Raw genomic sequence first — 18140 nt, 5'->3', positions numbered from 1 at the left:
AATGCAGATGAAATAAATCGGTCCTTATGCTAGTACAAATCGATAAGTATTAATATATGGTTCAACCATTTTTTGTGTGTGATATCGATTCCTTGTGCTTCCCTTTTACTTTAGGAAGAATAACTCAACTCGTATCAGGTCAAATACCTAATAAGCTGTTGTACTTATTAGCTTAAATTTCAGCCAATAGATAAGCCTAGTTTAGCGGCATTCCATTCAACAAAGTCAATAAAATGGTTAAACCATTCTTTAAAGTTGTGATTCTTTGGCTAACCAAGTTCGAAACCACCGCATATAGAAAGTACAAATTTCATACTATTTTTGCTTTTAATTCTATATCCGCATACTTAATCGCCATTGTCCAAATGGCTTTATCTTGGCTATTTTTTAAACTAAAAAAACCAACTAAATGCTATTTAATGCGCCCTATTCCGATAACAGAAGTTTATTTGAACAAATAAGCACTCTACCAGTGATAATGACGATTATCACTGGTAGATGTAGGCGTGATTTGCGTATAATTACGCCTTCTTAATTCGATATCAGGTGACTTCAACGGCATGTCTAAAATGATCCGGACAAATAATAACGCTCAAAATAACACCAATGTATCGAATGAAAGAGTGACTGGATCAGATCATCACAATAATAACCGTGCTGAACAGCTACGTTTTTTTGAAGAGACTTTCCTGCCACAATCTGTTCGAAGTGATTATTTAAGTGCTGCCGAAGAAACTGAATATGAAATTTCAGCCAACACCCGCCGTGTTTATAATACGAGCTTTAGTCTATTTAGCCGTTATTGTGCCGAACACCAACTGCAGGCCCTTCCCGCAGATCCCCGTAGCGTGATTTCATTTATTGGTCATCAGAAAGAATTGATCCAAGAGAGTACTGGAGTACAACTTTCTAAACAGACATTAACGACTCGACTCGCGGCGATTCGCTACCACCATATTCAAGCGGGATTCCACTCACCTACCGAGCACCCTCTGGTGATCAGAGTGATGCGCGGTTTAAGCAGAAATCAATCTCGCCATGTGAGTGATTATGATCAACAACCGATTATGTATAATGAAGTGGAAATGCTCATTCAAGCTATCGATGAACAAGTGCAGCCATTAACCCGAGCAAGAGACAAAGCCATTATTCAGTTAGGATTACAAGGTGGATTTCGCCGTTCTGAACTTGCAGATATAAAAGTTCAATATGTCAGTTTTTTACGCAATAAGCTAAAAGTTCGCCTACCTTATTCGAAGAGTAATCAGCAAGGTCAACGGGAATGGAAAGACCTACCGGATCATGAACCTTTTGCAGCACTCAACGCGGTAAAAAATTGGTTATCACTAGCCAATATAGAGGATGGACATTTATTTAGATCGCTTTCCCGTGATGGGAAATATTTACGCCCTTATCAAATAGTAGAACATCACTCTGAAGCTAATTCAAGTTTACATAAAAATAGTGGTTTTCTCACGGGAGACGATATTTATCGCATCATTAAAAAATATTGCACAAAAGCGGGCCTACCTGCAAAATTTTATGGTGCCCACAGTCTGCGTAGTGGTTGTGTCACTCAACTCCATGAAAATGATAAAGATCATTTATACATTATGGCCAGAACTGGCCATACCGATCCGCGCTCACTTCGCCATTATTTAAAACCAAGAGACTAAAACCCAAGAGACTAAACTAGATCATGACTCGATAAGGATCAGTTAGTCTTTTATCAAAAATTAAATAGAAATTATAACGTTAAAATAAATTTATCATGATTATGAATAAAAATGATATTCAGTAATTTATATTTAAATAATTTAAGCTTGAAAATAATTAAAGCAATAATTTCACATTATATATTTTTATCTTGGATACAAGATTTGACATTATAGCAAAATAAAAATTCTAATTGAGATACTGCGACCTCAGCATCTTAGACCATAGCAAACTGCTGGTTAACATTTTCATAGCATATCGGGTTTATTGCTCACTGCAGTATTATTGTAATATAAAATCATCTTTATTGTCATATTGATACTTTAGCCTTAGTCACGAAATTTAATCCATCGTACTAGCCGGAGTAATATATGAGTAAGGCCACCTTTGATCCTACACTTTATAATAAAAGTAATAACGAGCCATTTAACCAAGTGTTGGATAAACATTTATCTCGCCGTAACTTCGTCAAAAGTGGTTTAGGCCTCAGTGCTATGACAGCTTTTGCCAGTGTAGGCTTAACTGCTTGCGGATCAGATGACGCCCCTGTTACAAAACCTGTTGATCCAGTGACACCTTTGCCACCGACAAAAAGTACCGCCAAGCTAAACTTTACGTCAGTTGCGGGTTCTCGTTTAGATGCCGTCGTTGTGCCAGAAGGCTATACAGCGCAAGTACTTGCACCATGGGGCACGCCATTAAATGCAAAAGCAGCACCATGGAAAAGTGATGGTAGTAACACTGCCGATGACCAAGCGAACTCAGTCGGTATGCACCACGATGGCATGCATTTCTTTCCATTAAATGATACGGGTAATGACGGTTTACTTTGCATTAACCATGAATATATTGATGAAGTTGCATTACATCCTGCAGGACAAACTTTTGATCCTACTTCAGGTTTGCGCACGATTATCGATGAGGTACGTAAAGAAATCAACGCCCATGGCGTATCGGTTGTACGTATAAAACTGGTTAATAATCAATGGGAAGTGGTTAGCAATGATAACCATAACCGCCGATTCACCGGTGCGACTGTAATGGATATTAGCGGTCCTCTCGCCTACTCTTCTCTACTCGAAACCCGCTACTCTCCCGACGGTAGTCAGGCTCGCGGTACATTAAATAACTGCGGCAATGGTTACACGCCTTGGGGCACTTATTTAACCTGTGAAGAAAACTGGCCAGGCTATTTCGCTAACCGTGGTACGTTAACTGCCGAGCAAAATCGCATCGGGATCAGCAAAACCAGCACACGTTATGGCTGGGATGATCTTGCAGGTCATGATGAGGAACGTCTCGATGAATTCGCGCGTTTTGATGTCACGCCAAAAGGTGCAAGTGCTCAAGATGACTATCGTAATGAAGCGAATGGTCACGGTTATATTGTTGAAATTGACCCTTTCAATCCAACATCGCGCGCAGTAAAACGTACCGCGCTTGGTCGTTTCCGCCATGAAGGCTGTACCTTTGGCAAGTTAACCGAAGGTAAGCCAGTAGTGTTCTATTCTGGCCACGATTCACAATTCGAATACCTCTATAAATTTGTCTCGGCCGCGGCGTGGGATGCAAAAGATGCTGACAGCAGCAATCGCATACAAACTGGCGATAAGTATATGAATGAAGGTACTTTATATGCAGCTAAGTTTAATGCCAACGGTGGTGGTGTTTGGTTGCCTTTAACCTTAGATAGCCAGACTACAGACGGAAAAACCCTAGGCAATACTTTCGCTAGCTTAGCCGAGATTATTTTGAACACCGCAGGCGCAGCGGATCTTGTTGGTGCAACACCTATGGATCGCCCTGAATGGTGTGCTGTCGATCCTTTCACAGGTTCAATTTATTTGACCTTGACCAACAACTCAAAACGAACTGAAACCAATCCAGCGAACCCAAGATTGAAAAACCACTTTGGCCATATTATTCGTTGGGATGAAAGTGACAAAGATACTGAATTTACATGGGATATCTTCGTATTCGGATCACCAAGTGATGGTAACGCAGAGACAAACTTATCAGGCTTAACGGATCTTAACCAATTTGCCAGCCCAGACGGTTTGGCCTTCGATCAACGCGGTATTTTGTGGGTTCAAACCGACAATGGAGCCAAGGAGGTCGCAGAAGAAACCAACGATCAGATGCTAGCAATAGTGCCTTCAACGCTTGTTGATGGCCAAGAGAAACAGCTCGGCGTAACGGCTGATAACCAAATGGAATTAAAGCGTTTCTTCGTTGGACCAAACGACTGTGAGGTTACGGGTTTTGCTATTAGCCCTGATTACACTTCTGTTTTTGCTAACATTCAGCATCCCGGTAATTGGCCTTATTCGTCCAATGCCGCTGAAAAAACGCCTGCGGGCACGACATTACGCCCTCGCGCCGCTACGGTCGTTATCCGTAAGTTAGATGGCAAAGAAGTCGCGGTATAAACAATTATGCTTGTGCGAGGTATCTTCTTAAATATGAAGTTCCTATAAGTTAATTGCTACACATAACAAATCCCCTCACTGTAGGGGATTTGTTATTTAAGAAGATAGTTAACTAGCCTTTTTCAAAATTGATTAAATCCAACATCTATTAACTCTTACTACGACTTGCTTGTTCAAAAGCCAGTTCAAAAGCATCGGTAAAATCTGTAATTGGCAGAAGGTCCTCACGGCAACGGCGATTGCGGCCAAGTAAGGAAGATTCAACAAACAAATCAAACCAAGTACTTAAGGCTTTGCCATTAGCCGCTTCGCCAATCGCTCCTAAAGCCAATGATGCCACCTCGGCGGTGCCAAGTTGAAAATCATGACTACCTTTACGCAATGCATAGGTCGCGAGCGTGTCGGGATCGAAGGAAAGCAACGGCAGTGAGTGTAAGTAAGGACTCTTACGGAACATTTTAATCGCTTCACGCCAACTGCCATCGAGCATGATTAGCAGCGGCCGTTTACCTTCGGCCAATGTCGACATCGGCACTTGGTTCAGTACGGTTTGCCCTTGCTCTGCATATTGGGCAGGAAACACTAAATAGGGTTGATATTGCGGCGAATTCAGCAAAGCAAGCAACTCAGCTTCAGGTTCTGTACGTGACCAAATATAGGCGTGGGTATCAGGAATAAGATCCGCAATGAGTCGTCCACTATTAGTCGGCTTTAACACCTCATCGTTATACATAATCAGCAGGAAACTGGCGTGAGTATCTAACTGACGGCGTAGTGCACAGGTACAGAACTGCTCACCTAAGAGACATAATGGACAGCGGATCAGTTTTTTACCGCGGGCACCAAAGGGTTTAGTCGAAATAGACTTACGGTACTGATATAAATGGTGCACTGCATGGGGGGCTAAAGCCATAAAAACCAATTCTCTATCAAACTTATTAAGGATCGCGACCACATCAGTTAGCACTTTTAATCGCGGTGGCGCAGTTTATCCCTTGGCCATCAATGGTGCAATCGCACAATACATTATCGTGATAAAAGGCCGGTGTCAGTGGTTGATGGTTTCATCTGTAGCCTAACGTCAGCGAGATAATTTTAGAGCACCGAGCAATTATCCCTTAAAAAAGCTGTAATGTATTAATCTGTGTTACCACTTAGCATGCAACACTAAATCGACCAAATTAACGTTTAACTTACCTATTGGGGGAGTATTTAAGCTAAATATCAGTAATGACTTAACTTAGTGTGGAATTGCCCTAATATCATGCGAAAATCTACTCTACAAATACAGTTTCGATGAAAGGTCAATTATGCAACAAAAAGCCCCGATCGCTTTAATACCACTACTAAACGGCATCCTCATCTCTGCGGCCCTATTCTCTCATGCCACTGCAGCCAAAACACTTAATACCAAAGACATCCAGTCAATTGTAGATTCCGCAGTTAAACCACTGATGGCCGAGTATGCTATTCCCGGTGCAGTAATTGGCATCACCATAGAAGGTAAACAGTATTTTTACCAATATGGCGTCAGTTCTAAAACCTCAGGGCAAAGTGTGACTGAAGATACCCTGTTCGAGATTGGCTCTATCAGTAAAACCTTTACCGCAACACTGGCTAACTATGCACAGGGCGAAGGTAAATTAACACTCACGGATATGGCCAGTGATTATGTTCCAGCATTAAAAGGCAGCCATTTTGATAAGATTAGTCTCATCAATTTAGCCACCCACACAGCGGGTGATTTGCCGATGCAAGTTCCTGATAAGGTCACTAATAATGCAGAGTTAATGGATTACCTTAAGCATTGGCAACCATCATTTGCCGCGGGGACCCATAGGAATTACGCCAATCCGAGTATTGGGCTGCTTGGCATGATTGCCGCGCAGAGTTTAGGGCAAACGTTTCCACAAGTACTTGAGCAAACACTATTTCCACAATTGGGTATGACAAACAGCTATCTCAAGGTTCCTAGCAACAAAATGGCCGATTATGCCCAAGGCTATGATAAGCAAGACATGCCAGTGCGAGTCAATCCCGGTGTATTAGCCGATGAAGCCTATGGCGTTAAAACCTCTGCCAAGGATTTACTGCAATTTGTTGAGGCCAATATGCAAATGCACCCGCTTGCCAAACCACTGCAAACGGCACTCGATGAGACCCACACGGGATACTTTGATGTGGGCATGATGACCCAAGATATGATTTGGGAGCATTACTCATATCCTATTGATCTTGATAAAATACTTATGAGCCATACTCAGGAAGTCGTGTTTGGCAGTACACCCGTTAAACCCATAGTGCCGCCCCTCGCGCCGCAGCAAAATGTGTGGATCAATAAAACAGGTTCTACTGGCGGTTTTGCCGCTTATGCAGCATTTATTCCTGCAAAAAAACTCGGCATTGTACTGCTGAGTAATAAAAACTACCCCGTTCCGCCACGTGTCACTGTGGGCTACCAGATTTTAACTGGGATCGAAAAGTTGCAAAAATAACCATGCACTAGGATAGAGGAGGTAAGTATATTGGTGCTATCTCCTTTTTCTTAACAATATTCTTGTCGCTACTGATTTATGGCTGACACCTTGCTGCTAACTCACAGTTTCCTTGCAATCTCTCTTTTCTCATGGCGGCTTGTAAGAAAAGATGCACCGCAGGGTTAATCCTTGCGTTAATTCATTTGCAACTCATCGACCTAGTTAACAGACAAATAACCTATCGTAAGTTTAGCTTTACAGCTTAAAATCAGGATAAAAACTTATGCATCGCATTAAAAATTATTTCGTTAAATCAATATGATTGACACTTGAAGTTACGCTTTTAGGGAGTAAGATGCGCGCAAATACCTTAAGTGACCTTTTTCGGAAATATCATGTCAGGCACGCCACATTCTCCTATTCATCACGATGTCGCTCCAGCGGCGAGTCAGTCTAGCCTACTGTTAATGATTGTCTTTATGGTCGCCTGTGGCCAAATGGCGCAGACGATTTTTGTTCCAGCCCTTCCGCAAATCGCACTCGGGCTCCATGTGGACGCCAGCCAACTACAAGCCGTGATGGCCTGTTACTTACTCTCCTACGGGATGTTTCAATTTGTGTATGGCCCAGTGTCAGATCGCGTTGGCCGTAAAATGCCACTCATCGTGGGTATCGCAATTTTCGTTCTAGGCGCTGTGTTCGCGGCGAAAGCCACAAGTTTTAACCAACTGATAATGGCAAGCCTTATCCAAGGATTAGGCACAGCCAGCGCAGGCGCATTATGCCGGAGCATTCCCCGCGATCATTACTTTGGCGACCGACTGGTAAAATTTAATAGCTATGTCTCTATGGCTGTAGTGTTTTTACCTTTGCTTGCACCATTTATCGGCAGCGCCACTGCAGCCTATTTCGGCTGGCAAGCCGTATACTGGGTATTAGCGGGATTCGGTGTCGCGGTCTGGCTGTTGTTAATATTCCTCTTTAAAGAGTCTTTACCTAAGGCGCAACGGGAACATCAAGCCGTTTTCAAATCCTATAAGCATGTCCTGCGCCATAGAGCATTTCGCGCTTATTTATTTTCATTGATCGCCACCTTTGCCGGTATTGCGGCGTTTGAAGCAATTGCTGGCGTACTCTATGGCCAATATCTCGGACTGACACCTTTTATGGTCAGTTGTTATTTTGTTGCGCCAATTCCTGGCTACTTACTGGGGGCTCTCATCGCGGGCCGACAGAATAAGCCACAAAGGGTTGTTTACCAAGGTGTTGCGTTACTCGGTGCTGGCGCATTATTTATGTTGATCCCAGGTCTTTTTAATTTAGTGGTTGGCTGGAGTTTACTTATTGGATCAATTTTATTCTTCAGTGGCGCAGGCATGCTGTTCCCTACCCTAACATCTGCTGCGTTAGAGCCATTTCCACGTCAGGCGGGGATTGCGGGCGCATTACTGGGGGGATTACAAAATTTTGGTGCCGGACTTGCCGCATTAACTATGTCTTTAGTGCCTATGGGCGGCCAGTTGAGCATAGGTTTATTAAGTGCTGTAATGGTGGTTTTAGTGATTCTGTCTCTTTATTACGCCAAAGATCAAAATGATACTCACCAGAATTTAATGCCACAGATTTAATGGATATGATTTGAAGCGACAATTCATCTATTACCATCAGTCAATAAAAAGCCCACATTGTTGTGGGCTTTTTAAATCGATAACACACTGTAATAAATCAAAAATATCGATTAATTTATTGCTTCTATAGCTTTAATCGTTACAGAATGCGACGCAGTAAAAAATCAGCTTTAAGGCGACGAATTCTAGTCATGATCTTCTTCACTGGCGCAGGATAGCTCTGTAAGGTGTCTACTTGGCTGTAGTGATATAACCGCTGTGTGTGTTCCAGAATATGTGCCTGCTCGGCTTCAAACTGGGCTTTCCAGCAGCCAATTTCATCTTGGATCAACAAACCATTCTCAAGATCCAGCGCCCAAGCTCTTGGATTCAAGTTCGAGCCTGTGATCAAATGCTTATTACCGTCGGCACTGATGCCCTTGAGGTGATAACTGTTGATACCATGTTTCCACAAATGGATATTCAGCTGACCATTATCAATCGCCCACTGTTGGCGTTTAGCGAACTTACGCAATGATTGCTCATACATATAGGGCAATGCACCTATGGTCGAGAAATCCTGCTCTGGCGGAATATAAAAATCGTTAGCCGTCTTGTCGCCCACAACGATATCGATGCGTTTGCCATTGCGTAAATGCTTCGCTAAAGCGCGCACTAAAATGTACGGCGGATTAAAATAGGGCGTGCAAATAAACAGCGAGCCTTTTGACTCTTCCACCAAGGCGACAACCACTTTATTGAGCAAGTTTTTCTTACGTCCTAGCCCAAGTAACGGCGTGATGCGATTGCCATCACGGGTCTCCTTAAACTGATACTCAGCATCAGACAGTCTCAGCTTAAAGCTACGCATGTCCGTCTTTGGTGGTAGCACTTCTTGCTCAGCATCTTGCGTTAATGAACACACAGCTGGATCAGAAATGATATTTTTCTGGATCATCGCGCGCATACTGCGCGCTAATTCGGCAGACTCAATCAAGTGATAACGATCGAAACGGTACTTATCGTGTTGTTGCAAATAGATATTATTGAGACTGGCACCGCTATAGATCACCGCATCATCGATAATAAATCCCTTAAGATGCAACACACCCATAAATTCACGGGATTTGACGGGTACACCTAAGATATCGATGGGATGTTCGGCTTCAGCCATAACTCTGCGGTACATCAAATAGTTACCGCTATCACCTTTATGGCCAATCAAGCCACGTCTCGCACGGTGAAAATCGACTAACACTTTGATATCAAGCGTTGGATTTGCCGCTTTGGCATCCATGAGGGCTTGTAATATCTCACGACCCGCTTCGTCATCTTCTAAATACAGCGCCGCAATATAAATACTGTGCTTGGCGCTCGCAATACGAGCGAGTAATTCTGCCTTGAAACGGCATGGCGTGAGCAACCACGTTAAAGCCTCGGGTTGAACGGCTATTCCACCAAGCTTATCTAGCAAGGCATCCTCCTTTAAACATGCTGACCACCCCGATAGGAAGCGCTGGGGTTCAGTGATAAAAACATCACAGCAATATGTGTTAACTCTGGATAGGCCTCTGTCACTGCCAACCTGATCGTTTGTTCTACTTTAAGATGTATATCAGGGTCCTTAGGGAACCAGAGTAACTCAACTTGGACAAAGCGTTGATCAATTTTTCCATTTCGAAAACTGATGCTTGGGATCCAATCTAATGTGAAACTCTCTGCATTACCTTTACATATATCCGCCAATGACTGCAGTAATGTTTGGCTGAACGCTGCAACGACCGCTTGTGGTAAGCCGCGCATACTAATATGTGGCATGGTTTAGTTGTTACCTAAGAACCTAAAATCGTAAGGGGTAGAAATTACCGACTTCACCTCGTCTCGGCAAGACTTTTCTCCCAAAAGTCTTGTTAAACCTAACGGTTTTGCTGGTAATTTGACCTCACGCGATTTTATTCCACTTCAGTGCACCGATTTACCTAAAAATCTTCTTCATTTATCCTTGCTTGAAATCGCATTTTACGGCGAGTATTCTCGGCATTATTTGCCCGTCCACACAATATTTCGCCCCTAAATAGGGTGATTCTTAACGCTACAAATCAGTCCAAATTTCACTAAACTGCACCCAAAATGTCTGCCAAATCACAAAATAATCTTCAAACCCATTTCATTCACCCCGAATCCAGTGATTTAGCGTAAACTAAACCGCCTATTTGCGATTAGACCACACGATACAAGATTAAGAACTATGAACAAAAAAATTCTGCTGACGTTAGCACTGACATTGCTGTTTGCTTGGGGTATTTTCCATTTTAAAACCCAGTTAGGGTTACTCATCCTGCCGTTGTTTATTGGGCTAGTATTGTTTGTTACCCTACGTTTATATCGCTTGATGGAAAAGGATGACGGCAGCAGTGAGGATTAACCGCACACAATACCAACCTAATCTTAATGATGTTTTGATAAAAATGGCCAATAGCTAACATGGAAACGTTACTGAAAACCACTCTATATGCCGGCCTACTCCTAGCCGCAAGTCATAATATGGCCTATGCAGAGCAACATGATTCTAGGCCGATAAGTGCTCAAACCACTTCGCTTAGCCAAGCAATCAGTAAGATCAGCCCTCGACATTCACAAATCGCCTTACTGGCAATGAATATGTCGAACAATCAAGTGATCTATAGCCAACAAGCTGAGACCTTGTTTATTCCAGCCAGTACCCAAAAGCTGCTCACGGCAGTCAGTGCTATGGCTCAGCTTGGACCTGATTTTCGTTATGTCACACAATTATGGACAGATGCACCAATACGCAAAGGCCATATCGCAGGCAGTGCTTATCTGCGTTTTAGTGGCGATCCCACGCTGACTCAAGCCGATCTCAAGGCCATTTTTGCCAATCTCGTAAAACAAGGCATTAATCGCATTGATGGACATCTGTATTTGCTCGGCGATAAGCAGGAACAATTGCAAGCTCCGGGTTGGGTTTGGGATGATTTGGGCATTTGTTTTGCCGCGCCAGTGTCGAGTTATATTATCAATCAGAACTGCGTCTATGGTCAGTTTAGCCCCAGCTCTACCAGCAAACCTTCACAGGTAAGTCTGCGCGCGGGGAGTTATGGAGTCAAAATCAGCAGCGATGCGGTGTTTGATCAAAAGGCGAACCGCGAATTTTGCCAACTTGATATGGTCAGATTAGGTCAAAATAACTACCATTTACGCGGCTGTTACCCTGGCGGTGAGGCGATACCACTGGCGATTGCGGTCAGCGATCCGTTCAAATTTGCCCAAGATAACCTCACCTCCCTACTTAAAGGCGAGATGTCTCTTGCGGGTAAAGTACAACTCGGCACTAGCTTACCCCAAAAGGCAAAACTAATTGCCAGCCATAGCTCTGCGCCCTTACCTGAGCTGCTCGAAACTATGCTGCTCAAGTCAGATAATTTGATTGCCGATAGCCTTTTTAAGCAACTTGGTAAAAGTTATTTTAAGACCCAAGGCAGCTTTACCAATGGTGCCGCTGCTATGCAGCGAATTTTAACGAATTTAGGCATAGATTTGAGTAACGCCAATATTGTGGATGGTTCAGGATTGTCACGCTATAACTTACTCAACGCCAAGCAGTTAGCAGCAGTGTTGGCGCTAATCCACCAAGATAGCCGCTTTAGTCCGTTAATCACGAGTCTGCCACAGGCGGGGATCAGCGGCACCTTAAGATATCGTATGGGCTACAACAAGCCGCCGCTTAAACAGCAAATTTTTGCTAAAACAGGCTCGATGCAAGGCGTGTCTAATTTAGCGGGCTTTATCCGTTTGCCCCAGCATAACGATACCCTGTTTGTAATCCTTGAGAATGGCATGAGTCCTGAATTGAAAAATCAGCATAACCCCTCATTCAATGCCGAGTTTCTTAAACAATTGATTTCAGTGCTGCAACCGTCATCAACCACTGCGACTGTGAATACTGCGGCTCACTAGAGTCATTAATTAATCGCTACAGAGTAAAAAACTTGCATAAAAAAGCACTGAGTCATCAGTGCTTTTTCAGTTTTTATCTAAACGAATATACCGAAGCCTTGTTAAAACAACTCCGCAGGCATCGCCATAGTCGTCGCATCACCAGCTCTGACTTGGGCGATATGGTAGTCCGCTTTTGGCAATAACTTATCAAAATAGAACTTAGCTAAATAGACTTTCTGCTCGGCGAAAGCTTTATCTTCATGATCCGCGACCTTATCGACCATAGCCAACCAGTAGAAACCATACAGGGTGTAACCAAAGGCATCTAAAAAGTCGACCGCGCAGGCATTAATAAGTGCAGGCTGAGCCACTTTGCGATCATTAACTGACTCGGCGACTATAACTAATGCATCTAAACGTGCGCATACTGCCGCCACTTTCACCGCATCAACATGGGTGAATGCCCGCATTTGTGCCTTCAAGTCTGCCACAAATTCGTTTAATGCGGCTAAGTTATCGCCAGTGACTTTACGACCGAGGAAATCGATGGCTTGAATGCCATTGGTGCCTTCATAAATCTGAGCGATACGAGTATCACGAACTAATTGCTCAATACCTGTTTCACGAATATAACCATGTCCACCAAAGACTTGTTGCGCCATGATAGTCGCATCTAGACCCCGATCGGTTAAAAATGCTTTCGCCACTGGCGTTAACAAACCCACATAACGCGCCGCTTTAGCCTTAACCTCATCTTGGGCATATTTTGCTAAATCCAGCTGTTGTCCTGTAAACACAGACAAAGCACGGCCCGCTTCTGTCATCGCACGAATGGTCAACAACATACGGCGCACATCGCCATGGACAATAATGGGATCAGAATCACTGCCCGTCGGAGAGCCGCCAGCGGCGATGCCTTGATTACGCTCTTTAGCATAATCGGCCGCCATCTGGTACGCCGCCTGCGCACTGCCAAGCCCTTGAATACCTATCGCTAAACGCTCATAGTTCATCATAGTGAACATGCATACGAGGCCACGATTAGGCTCACCAATCAAGAAGCCTTGGGCATTCTCAAAGTTCATCACACAGGTCGCAGAACCTTTAAGGCCCATCTTATGCTCGATAGACCCCACTGATACACCATTGGCATTGGCTAAGCTGCCATCGGTATTTACCGATATTTTAGGTACAAGGAAGAGTGAAATCCCTTTGCTATCCGGTAGCTTAGCAAGCACTAAGTGGATGACGTTTTCAGTTAAATCATGATCGCCACCCGTGATAAAAATCTTGCTGCCCGTGATGGCATAACTACCATCATCCTGCGGTAAAGCTCGAGTGCGAATATTACGCAGATCAGAACCCGCTTGCGGCTCCGTCATATCCATAGCACCCGCCCATTCGCCGGAATATAACTTAGGCAAATAAGCTTGTTTCAATTCTTCGCTGCCGTGGGCATTGATACATAAAGCCGCCCCCGCGGTTAACGAGCCATAAAGTGTAAACGCATTACAAGCACTGTAAGCCATTTCGTCGACTAAGATCCCCAGCATCTTCGGCATCCCCATGCCACCAAATTCAGGATCGCCACACAAACCAATCCAACCGCCCTGGGAATACTGCTCATAAACGGCTTTGTAGCCATCAGGGGTAATCACTTGATTGTCTTGATGCAACACGCCCTGCTCATCGCCCGTCCGGTTCAGCGGATGGATCAACTCACTGCTGATCTTGGCTGCTTCTTCCAAAATGGCATTAGCAGTGTCGATATCGACCATTTCTGCAATCTCAGGCAATTGTGCCCAAGTGTTTGGAGCATCAAATACCTGTTCCAGTAGGAAACGCATATCCGTCAACGGGGCTTGGTAAGGATTCATTGGTAGACTCTTAAACGTAGGATTAAAACAGTTGTTTTAATTTATACCAGTTCACTGTAGAAAACAATCTCATTACAAATACAGCTGTGAATAATATGGAGGTACGTGAGCAAAGTATAAATTCAACCCATAAAAAAAACCTTAAGCCTGAACTTAAGGGTCTCTATTTTATAAGCTTTACCACAGGATTGTAGCAGCGTTAGCTCACAAGCTTGTGGCAATTACCACATTAAATCATCAGGAATTGCGTAATCTGCATAGGGATCATCTTCAACGACCACAGCTTTAGATTCATCCTGTTGCCACAGATAACCACACCACTGCGGCACCAGCAGTTTAACTCGCTCGGCTAACTTATGTGGTACTAAGTAACTCTTATCTTCGTAACGCACTATGCCTAACTGCCCTTTAAGCAATTCTGCCTGCAGTTTTTCATCTATGTATAAAGAATAAATTTTATTATCAAGAGTATAGTTAAATTTCACTTCAGCATAAGCTGGGATCTTAATCGCAGACTTAGTGAACTCTGTGATTAAACCGCGCACCTGTCCACGCTCAGATGCCTCAGCAAAACGTTGCTCATTTAGCACTTTATCTTTTTGCGCCTGCAACCGTTTTTGCTCGGCCACTTCTTGCTTAAAAGCACTTGAGCCATCATCAACTCGTGATTTTTTGTCACGGCGTTTTTGAGTCTTAACGTCGCGAACCTTTTGTTTACTGGCAAGCCCTGCTTTGAGTAGCTGCTCTTGTAATGCATTAGCCATGGATCATTACCTACTTAATTTCTATAAAATCAAAGTTCTCGATTTTGAATATCAATAATCTAAAACCAAACTACATTTTTGCGGCCAGTTCGCCAAGCTCTGTCATCGCTATACTGGCGCCGCCAAGTGACCAACCGCCATCGACCGGCAGCACAACTCCCGTAATATAGGAAGCTAATTCAGAGCCTAAGAATAGCGCGGCATTGGCGATATCCTGACCTGCGCCATTGCGTTTTAGCGGAACGGATTGGGCAACCTTTTGCTGTAATGCGGCGCTGGGTGCAAGGCGATTAAAACCTTCAGTATTGGCGATGGGGCCAGGCATAATCGAATTAATTCTCAGCCCTTCACAGCCCCACTCTAACGCTAAAGTTCGCGTCAGCATATCCACACCCGCTTTAGCCGCACAAACATGCACTTGCATTGGCATAGCGATCGAAGCCTGCGGCGCCGAAATCTGGATAATATTGCCATTGGGGCGACGCAGCAAAGGATAAGCCTGCTTTAGCACTTGAAAACTGCCGAGCAAATCAATGTCCATCACCGACTTAAAACCATTGGCCGAAAGCTTTGCGGCGCTGGCGGGGAAATTCCCCGCCGCGCCGCTGACCAACACATCGATAAAACCAAACTCAGAAGCGATTTTATCAAAACCGACTTCAAGGGCGCTAAGATCGCGCACATCAAAACTCACACCCAAATGAATACCGTCAGGATTGGCCTGTTGCAACTGCAATACCGCGGCATCAATTTTATCTTGACTGCGGCTCGCAACGGCCACATTTGCGCCAGCCTGTGCGAACGCAATGGCAATCGCGAGATTTATCCCACTGGTTCCTCCGACAACGACAACATTTTTACCTTGATAGTTAAACATCGTAGCATTAAACATGGGCGTTCTCCGTGAACAGTGAGATATGCACTCAGGGTGTGATTAAGTATTTTACTTTGTAATTCAACATACTATTTCAATTTTTATCAATCATATCAAGGATACCAACAAGCGATTCCAAGCCTTTTTTATTTAAACGACGGTCAAACGACTTTCAAACCGCGCTTTAGACGGCTAGTGTGGCGTCTATGCCAATGATTGGTGAATCGCTTGCAATGCCGCTAACGGATCGGCAGCTTTGGTGATTGGGCGGCCAATCACTAAGTAATCAGAACCCGCTGCTATCGCTTGAGGTGGAGTCATCACGCGGTGTTGATCGCCAGCATCACTGCCAACTGGGCGGATCCCCGGCGTCACGAGCTTGAAATCATGACCTAACAGTGATTTCAAGGCTGTCGCTTCTTGGGCGGAACACACCACGCCATCGAGTCCCGCTTGCTGCGTGAGCTTCGCCAAACGTTGCACATGCTCAAACGCAGGAACATTGATGCCGAGTAATTTAAGATCGTCATCACTCATCGAGGTTAATACCGTGACCGCGATCAGCATAGGCGCTTTATCGCCGTATGGCAGTAATGCTTTTTTAGCCGCTTCCATCATGGCTAAGCCACCACTGGCATGTACGTTCGTCATCCATACGCCCAGCTCTGCGGCTGCGGCCACGGCTTTGGCGACAGTATTGGGAATATCGTGAAATTTCAAATCAAGGAATAAATCAAAACCACGATCATGGATATCTTTCACCAGTTGCGGGCCAAACAAGGTAAACATTTCTTTGCCGACTTTAAGGCGGCACATGTTGGGATCGAGTTTTTCTATCAGTTGTAAAGCATGGTTTTTATTATCGTAATCAAGCGCTACGAGGATAGGTTTAGTCGTCATCATCTCTCCAACTGGGTTACACAAACTGTGTATTCTTCTAATAGATTATTCGCCGTCTAGGCCTCGGATCCGTTTAATGCTGCCCCAGTTTTTACAGGAAGGACAATGCCAGTAAAGCGCATGGGAAGGAAAACCACACTCCTTACAACGGTAACTCGGACGGAATTTAATTTGTTGTTCAACGAGCTGCTCCAGCATAGTTAAACTTTGCTTAGCTTGCCCTTCTTCGGCTTGGCGCAAATGCATCTGCATCAAGTGCTGAAAACCTTTCATGGTCGGATGGCGATATAACGCATCGAGCACCATGGTCTCTGCCGCTTTAATCTCATCAAGACTTATCATGTGCTGCGCTAAGGCGACAACCACTGATGCACCCGCACCATCGGCCATGGCCCCTGCGAGTAACTCTTGGAAGCCTTCTTTATCTTGCGTGTCGCGATAAACTTGTTTAGCTGTGGGGATTGCATCGGCAAAAAGCTCGATATCGGCTTTTTTTAGTTGCAGCAGCATTTGCTTACACTGGGCATAATCTTGAATATCGAGGAATTTTTTCGCTAGGGTCAATAATGCACGACCGCATTGAGGATCTTGCTTCAGCGCTTGCTGTAGCAGTTTAATTTTCTGCGCATCATCACTGGCTTCATCGGCTAATTGGCAATAGAAATGTGCCGTTAACGGCTTTAAAACTTGCTGACGCTTACGACTCAAACGCTTAGTGATATCAATGGCTTTCTGCCACTCTTTAATCACCTGATAAATAGCAATAAGCTGTGTTTCAGATTCTTCACTGTGATCGTCTTGGCTGACCAAGTTAATAAAGATTTCTTCAGCTCTGTCGTAAAAACCTGCTGCTAGATAATCTTTACCCAGCTCCATCATAGCGATGTCACGCTGCTCATTGGTTAATGTAGGCCGCGCGATTAAATTTTGATGGATACGAATAGAGCGGTCGACCTCGCCTCGCTTACGGAACAGCGAACCGAGTGACAGATGGGTATCGATGGTTTCATCGTCAACATCTAGCATACTGATAAACAAATCGACGGCTTTATCCGATTCGTTCGACAGTAAGAAATTGAGGCCAGTAAAATAATCCCGGCTCAATTGTTTACGTTGATTACTTTGATTCTGCCTTATGCTCCGTCGCCCCATATACCAACCATAGGCGGCAGCAATGGGAAGCAACAGAAAGAGGATCTCAAGCATATTAGGCGTCTACATCCTGAGGGATTTTAGCGATCACTTGATTTAGTTTCTTTTTAGTTGCCGCTAAACTTAATTTCAAGCGAACAATATAGTAGCTAGCAAATAACCAACTCAAAATAAAACCAGCAAAAAAGACAATCGCTAAGACAACAGGTAAACGATATTCACCCTGTGCGACAAAATAGCTGATGGTCACCACTTGTTCGTTGCGCGCGCCAAAAATCAACGCCAGAATAAATAACAGTGCCACAAGCACAGTTGCTACAAATGATTTCACGCTGCACTCCCTAAACGCGTTTCAATTTAATGATTATCCAAGAAATTTACTAA

The 18140-nt window shown here is 44.1% G+C and carries 15 protein-coding genes; 6 read left to right on the top strand and 9 right to left on the bottom strand.

What is annotated here, in order from left to right; translation table 11 throughout:
* Positions 1-560: 560 nt before the first annotated feature.
* On the top strand, positions 561-1676 hold the full coding sequence (locus GWI56_RS13630) for a tyrosine-type recombinase/integrase (RefSeq protein ID WP_198573184.1): 1116 nt from the start codon (positions 561-563) through the stop codon (positions 1674-1676).
* 411 nt (positions 1677-2087) lie between these two features.
* Positions 2088-4145 (top strand): PhoX family phosphatase, encoded by a 2058-nt coding sequence (locus GWI56_RS13625; RefSeq protein WP_028759887.1) that lies wholly within the window; start codon positions 2088-2090, stop codon positions 4143-4145.
* A 148-nt stretch (positions 4146-4293) separates the two neighbouring features.
* Here the strand turns inward: GWI56_RS13625 and GWI56_RS13620 are convergent, their stop codons facing one another.
* A complete protein-coding gene (locus GWI56_RS13620) occupies positions 4294-5058 on the bottom strand; it encodes a tRNA-uridine aminocarboxypropyltransferase (protein ID WP_131524052.1) in 765 nt (254 codons plus the stop codon).
* Positions 5059-5455: 397 nt separating this feature from the next.
* Between GWI56_RS13620 and ampC the strand changes: the two genes are divergently transcribed.
* Together ampC and emrD are read left to right on the top strand one after the other, a co-directional pair.
* Positions 5456-6640: a class C beta-lactamase gene (gene ampC / locus GWI56_RS13615; protein WP_198573183.1), complete on the top strand. Its 1185-nt coding sequence runs from the start codon at positions 5456-5458 to the stop codon at positions 6638-6640.
* Positions 6641-7017: 377 nt separating this feature from the next.
* Complete coding sequence (gene emrD / locus GWI56_RS13610) at positions 7018-8250, top strand: multidrug efflux MFS transporter EmrD (RefSeq protein ID WP_198573182.1); 1233 nt, start codon at positions 7018-7020, stop codon at positions 8248-8250.
* Positions 8251-8389: 139 nt separating this feature from the next.
* Here the strand turns inward: emrD and pssA are convergent, their stop codons facing one another.
* Both pssA and GWI56_RS13600 read right to left on the bottom strand, forming a co-directional pair.
* Positions 8390-9703, bottom strand: coding sequence for a CDP-diacylglycerol--serine O-phosphatidyltransferase (gene pssA, locus GWI56_RS13605; protein WP_198573181.1), 1314 nt, complete (start codon positions 9701-9703; stop codon positions 8390-8392).
* A gap of 11 nt (positions 9704-9714) precedes the next feature.
* Entirely contained in the window at positions 9715-10047 is a 333-nt protein-coding gene (locus GWI56_RS13600) for a DUF1904 domain-containing protein (protein ID WP_028759882.1), read from the bottom strand.
* A 430-nt stretch (positions 10048-10477) separates the two neighbouring features.
* Between GWI56_RS13600 and GWI56_RS13595 the strand changes: the two genes are divergently transcribed.
* Positions 10478-10654 (top strand): hypothetical protein, encoded by a 177-nt coding sequence (locus GWI56_RS13595; protein WP_006081710.1) that lies wholly within the window; start codon positions 10478-10480, stop codon positions 10652-10654.
* A gap of 59 nt (positions 10655-10713) precedes the next feature.
* Entirely contained in the window at positions 10714-12207 is a 1494-nt protein-coding gene (gene dacB, locus GWI56_RS13590; protein ID WP_198573180.1) for a D-alanyl-D-alanine carboxypeptidase/D-alanyl-D-alanine-endopeptidase, read from the top strand.
* A 101-nt stretch (positions 12208-12308) separates the two neighbouring features.
* Here dacB and GWI56_RS13585 read toward each other — a convergent pair whose 3' ends face one another.
* The 6 genes from GWI56_RS13585 to GWI56_RS13560 form a co-directional block, all read right to left on the bottom strand.
* Positions 12309-14066 carry an acyl-CoA dehydrogenase family protein gene (locus tag GWI56_RS13585; protein WP_198573179.1) on the bottom strand — a complete coding sequence of 586 codons (1758 nt, stop codon included), beginning with the start codon at positions 14064-14066 and terminating at the stop codon, positions 12309-12311.
* Between the two features lie 221 nt (positions 14067-14287).
* Positions 14288-14830: a DUF2058 domain-containing protein gene (locus tag GWI56_RS13580; RefSeq protein WP_006086757.1), complete on the bottom strand. Its 543-nt coding sequence runs from the start codon at positions 14828-14830 to the stop codon at positions 14288-14290.
* Between the two features lie 70 nt (positions 14831-14900).
* The gene (locus GWI56_RS13575; RefSeq protein ID WP_028759878.1) at positions 14901-15722 is read right to left on the bottom strand and encodes an SDR family oxidoreductase; all 822 of its coding nucleotides are present in this window, start codon (positions 15720-15722) and stop codon (positions 14901-14903) included.
* 186 nt (positions 15723-15908) lie between these two features.
* Positions 15909-16604, bottom strand: a complete 696-nt coding sequence (gene pyrF, locus GWI56_RS13570; RefSeq protein ID WP_113940395.1) for an orotidine-5'-phosphate decarboxylase — start codon at positions 16602-16604, stop codon at positions 15909-15911.
* Between the two features lie 45 nt (positions 16605-16649).
* Positions 16650-17810, bottom strand: coding sequence for a lipopolysaccharide assembly protein LapB (lapB, locus tag GWI56_RS13565; RefSeq protein WP_113940394.1), 1161 nt, complete (start codon positions 17808-17810; stop codon positions 16650-16652).
* Position 17811: 1 nt separating this feature from the next.
* Positions 17812-18087 carry a lipopolysaccharide assembly protein LapA domain-containing protein gene (locus tag GWI56_RS13560; RefSeq protein ID WP_028759876.1) on the bottom strand — a complete coding sequence of 92 codons (276 nt, stop codon included), beginning with the start codon at positions 18085-18087 and terminating at the stop codon, positions 17812-17814.
* Positions 18088-18140: the final 53 nt, after the last annotated feature.

Origin of the sequence: Shewanella sp. DW31 (genome assembly GCF_015767295.1) — a bacterium.
GTDB lineage: Bacteria > Pseudomonadota > Gammaproteobacteria > Enterobacterales > Shewanellaceae > Shewanella > Shewanella oncorhynchi.
The sequence above is the reverse complement of the archived record's forward strand: the minus strand, read 5'-3'. Positions and strand labels throughout refer to the sequence as shown.

Coding starts and splice junctions, on each gene's coding strand:
- GWI56_RS13630 (WP_198573184.1), top strand. CDS start 561: ATGTCTAAAATGATCCGGACAAATAATAACGCTCAAAATAACACCAAT.
- GWI56_RS13625 (WP_028759887.1), top strand. CDS start 2,088: ATGAGTAAGGCCACCTTTGATCCTACACTTTATAATAAAAGTAATAAC.
- GWI56_RS13620 (WP_131524052.1), bottom strand. CDS start 5,058: ATGGCTTTAGCCCCCCATGCAGTGCACCATTTATATCAGTACCGTAAG.
- ampC (WP_198573183.1), top strand. CDS start 5,456: ATGCAACAAAAAGCCCCGATCGCTTTAATACCACTACTAAACGGCATC.
- emrD (WP_198573182.1), top strand. CDS start 7,018: ATGTCAGGCACGCCACATTCTCCTATTCATCACGATGTCGCTCCAGCG.
- GWI56_RS13600 (WP_028759882.1), bottom strand. CDS start 10,047: ATGCCACATATTAGTATGCGCGGCTTACCACAAGCGGTCGTTGCAGCG.
- GWI56_RS13595 (WP_006081710.1), top strand. CDS start 10,478: ATGAACAAAAAAATTCTGCTGACGTTAGCACTGACATTGCTGTTTGCT.
- dacB (WP_198573180.1), top strand. CDS start 10,714: ATGGAAACGTTACTGAAAACCACTCTATATGCCGGCCTACTCCTAGCC.
- GWI56_RS13585 (WP_198573179.1), bottom strand. CDS start 14,066: ATGAATCCTTACCAAGCCCCGTTGACGGATATGCGTTTCCTACTGGAA.
- GWI56_RS13580 (WP_006086757.1), bottom strand. CDS start 14,830: ATGGCTAATGCATTACAAGAGCAGCTACTCAAAGCAGGGCTTGCCAGT.
- GWI56_RS13575 (WP_028759878.1), bottom strand. CDS start 15,722: ATGTTTAATGCTACGATGTTTAACTATCAAGGTAAAAATGTTGTCGTT.
- pyrF (WP_113940395.1), bottom strand. CDS start 16,604: ATGACGACTAAACCTATCCTCGTAGCGCTTGATTACGATAATAAAAAC.
- lapB (WP_113940394.1), bottom strand. CDS start 17,810: ATGCTTGAGATCCTCTTTCTGTTGCTTCCCATTGCTGCCGCCTATGGT.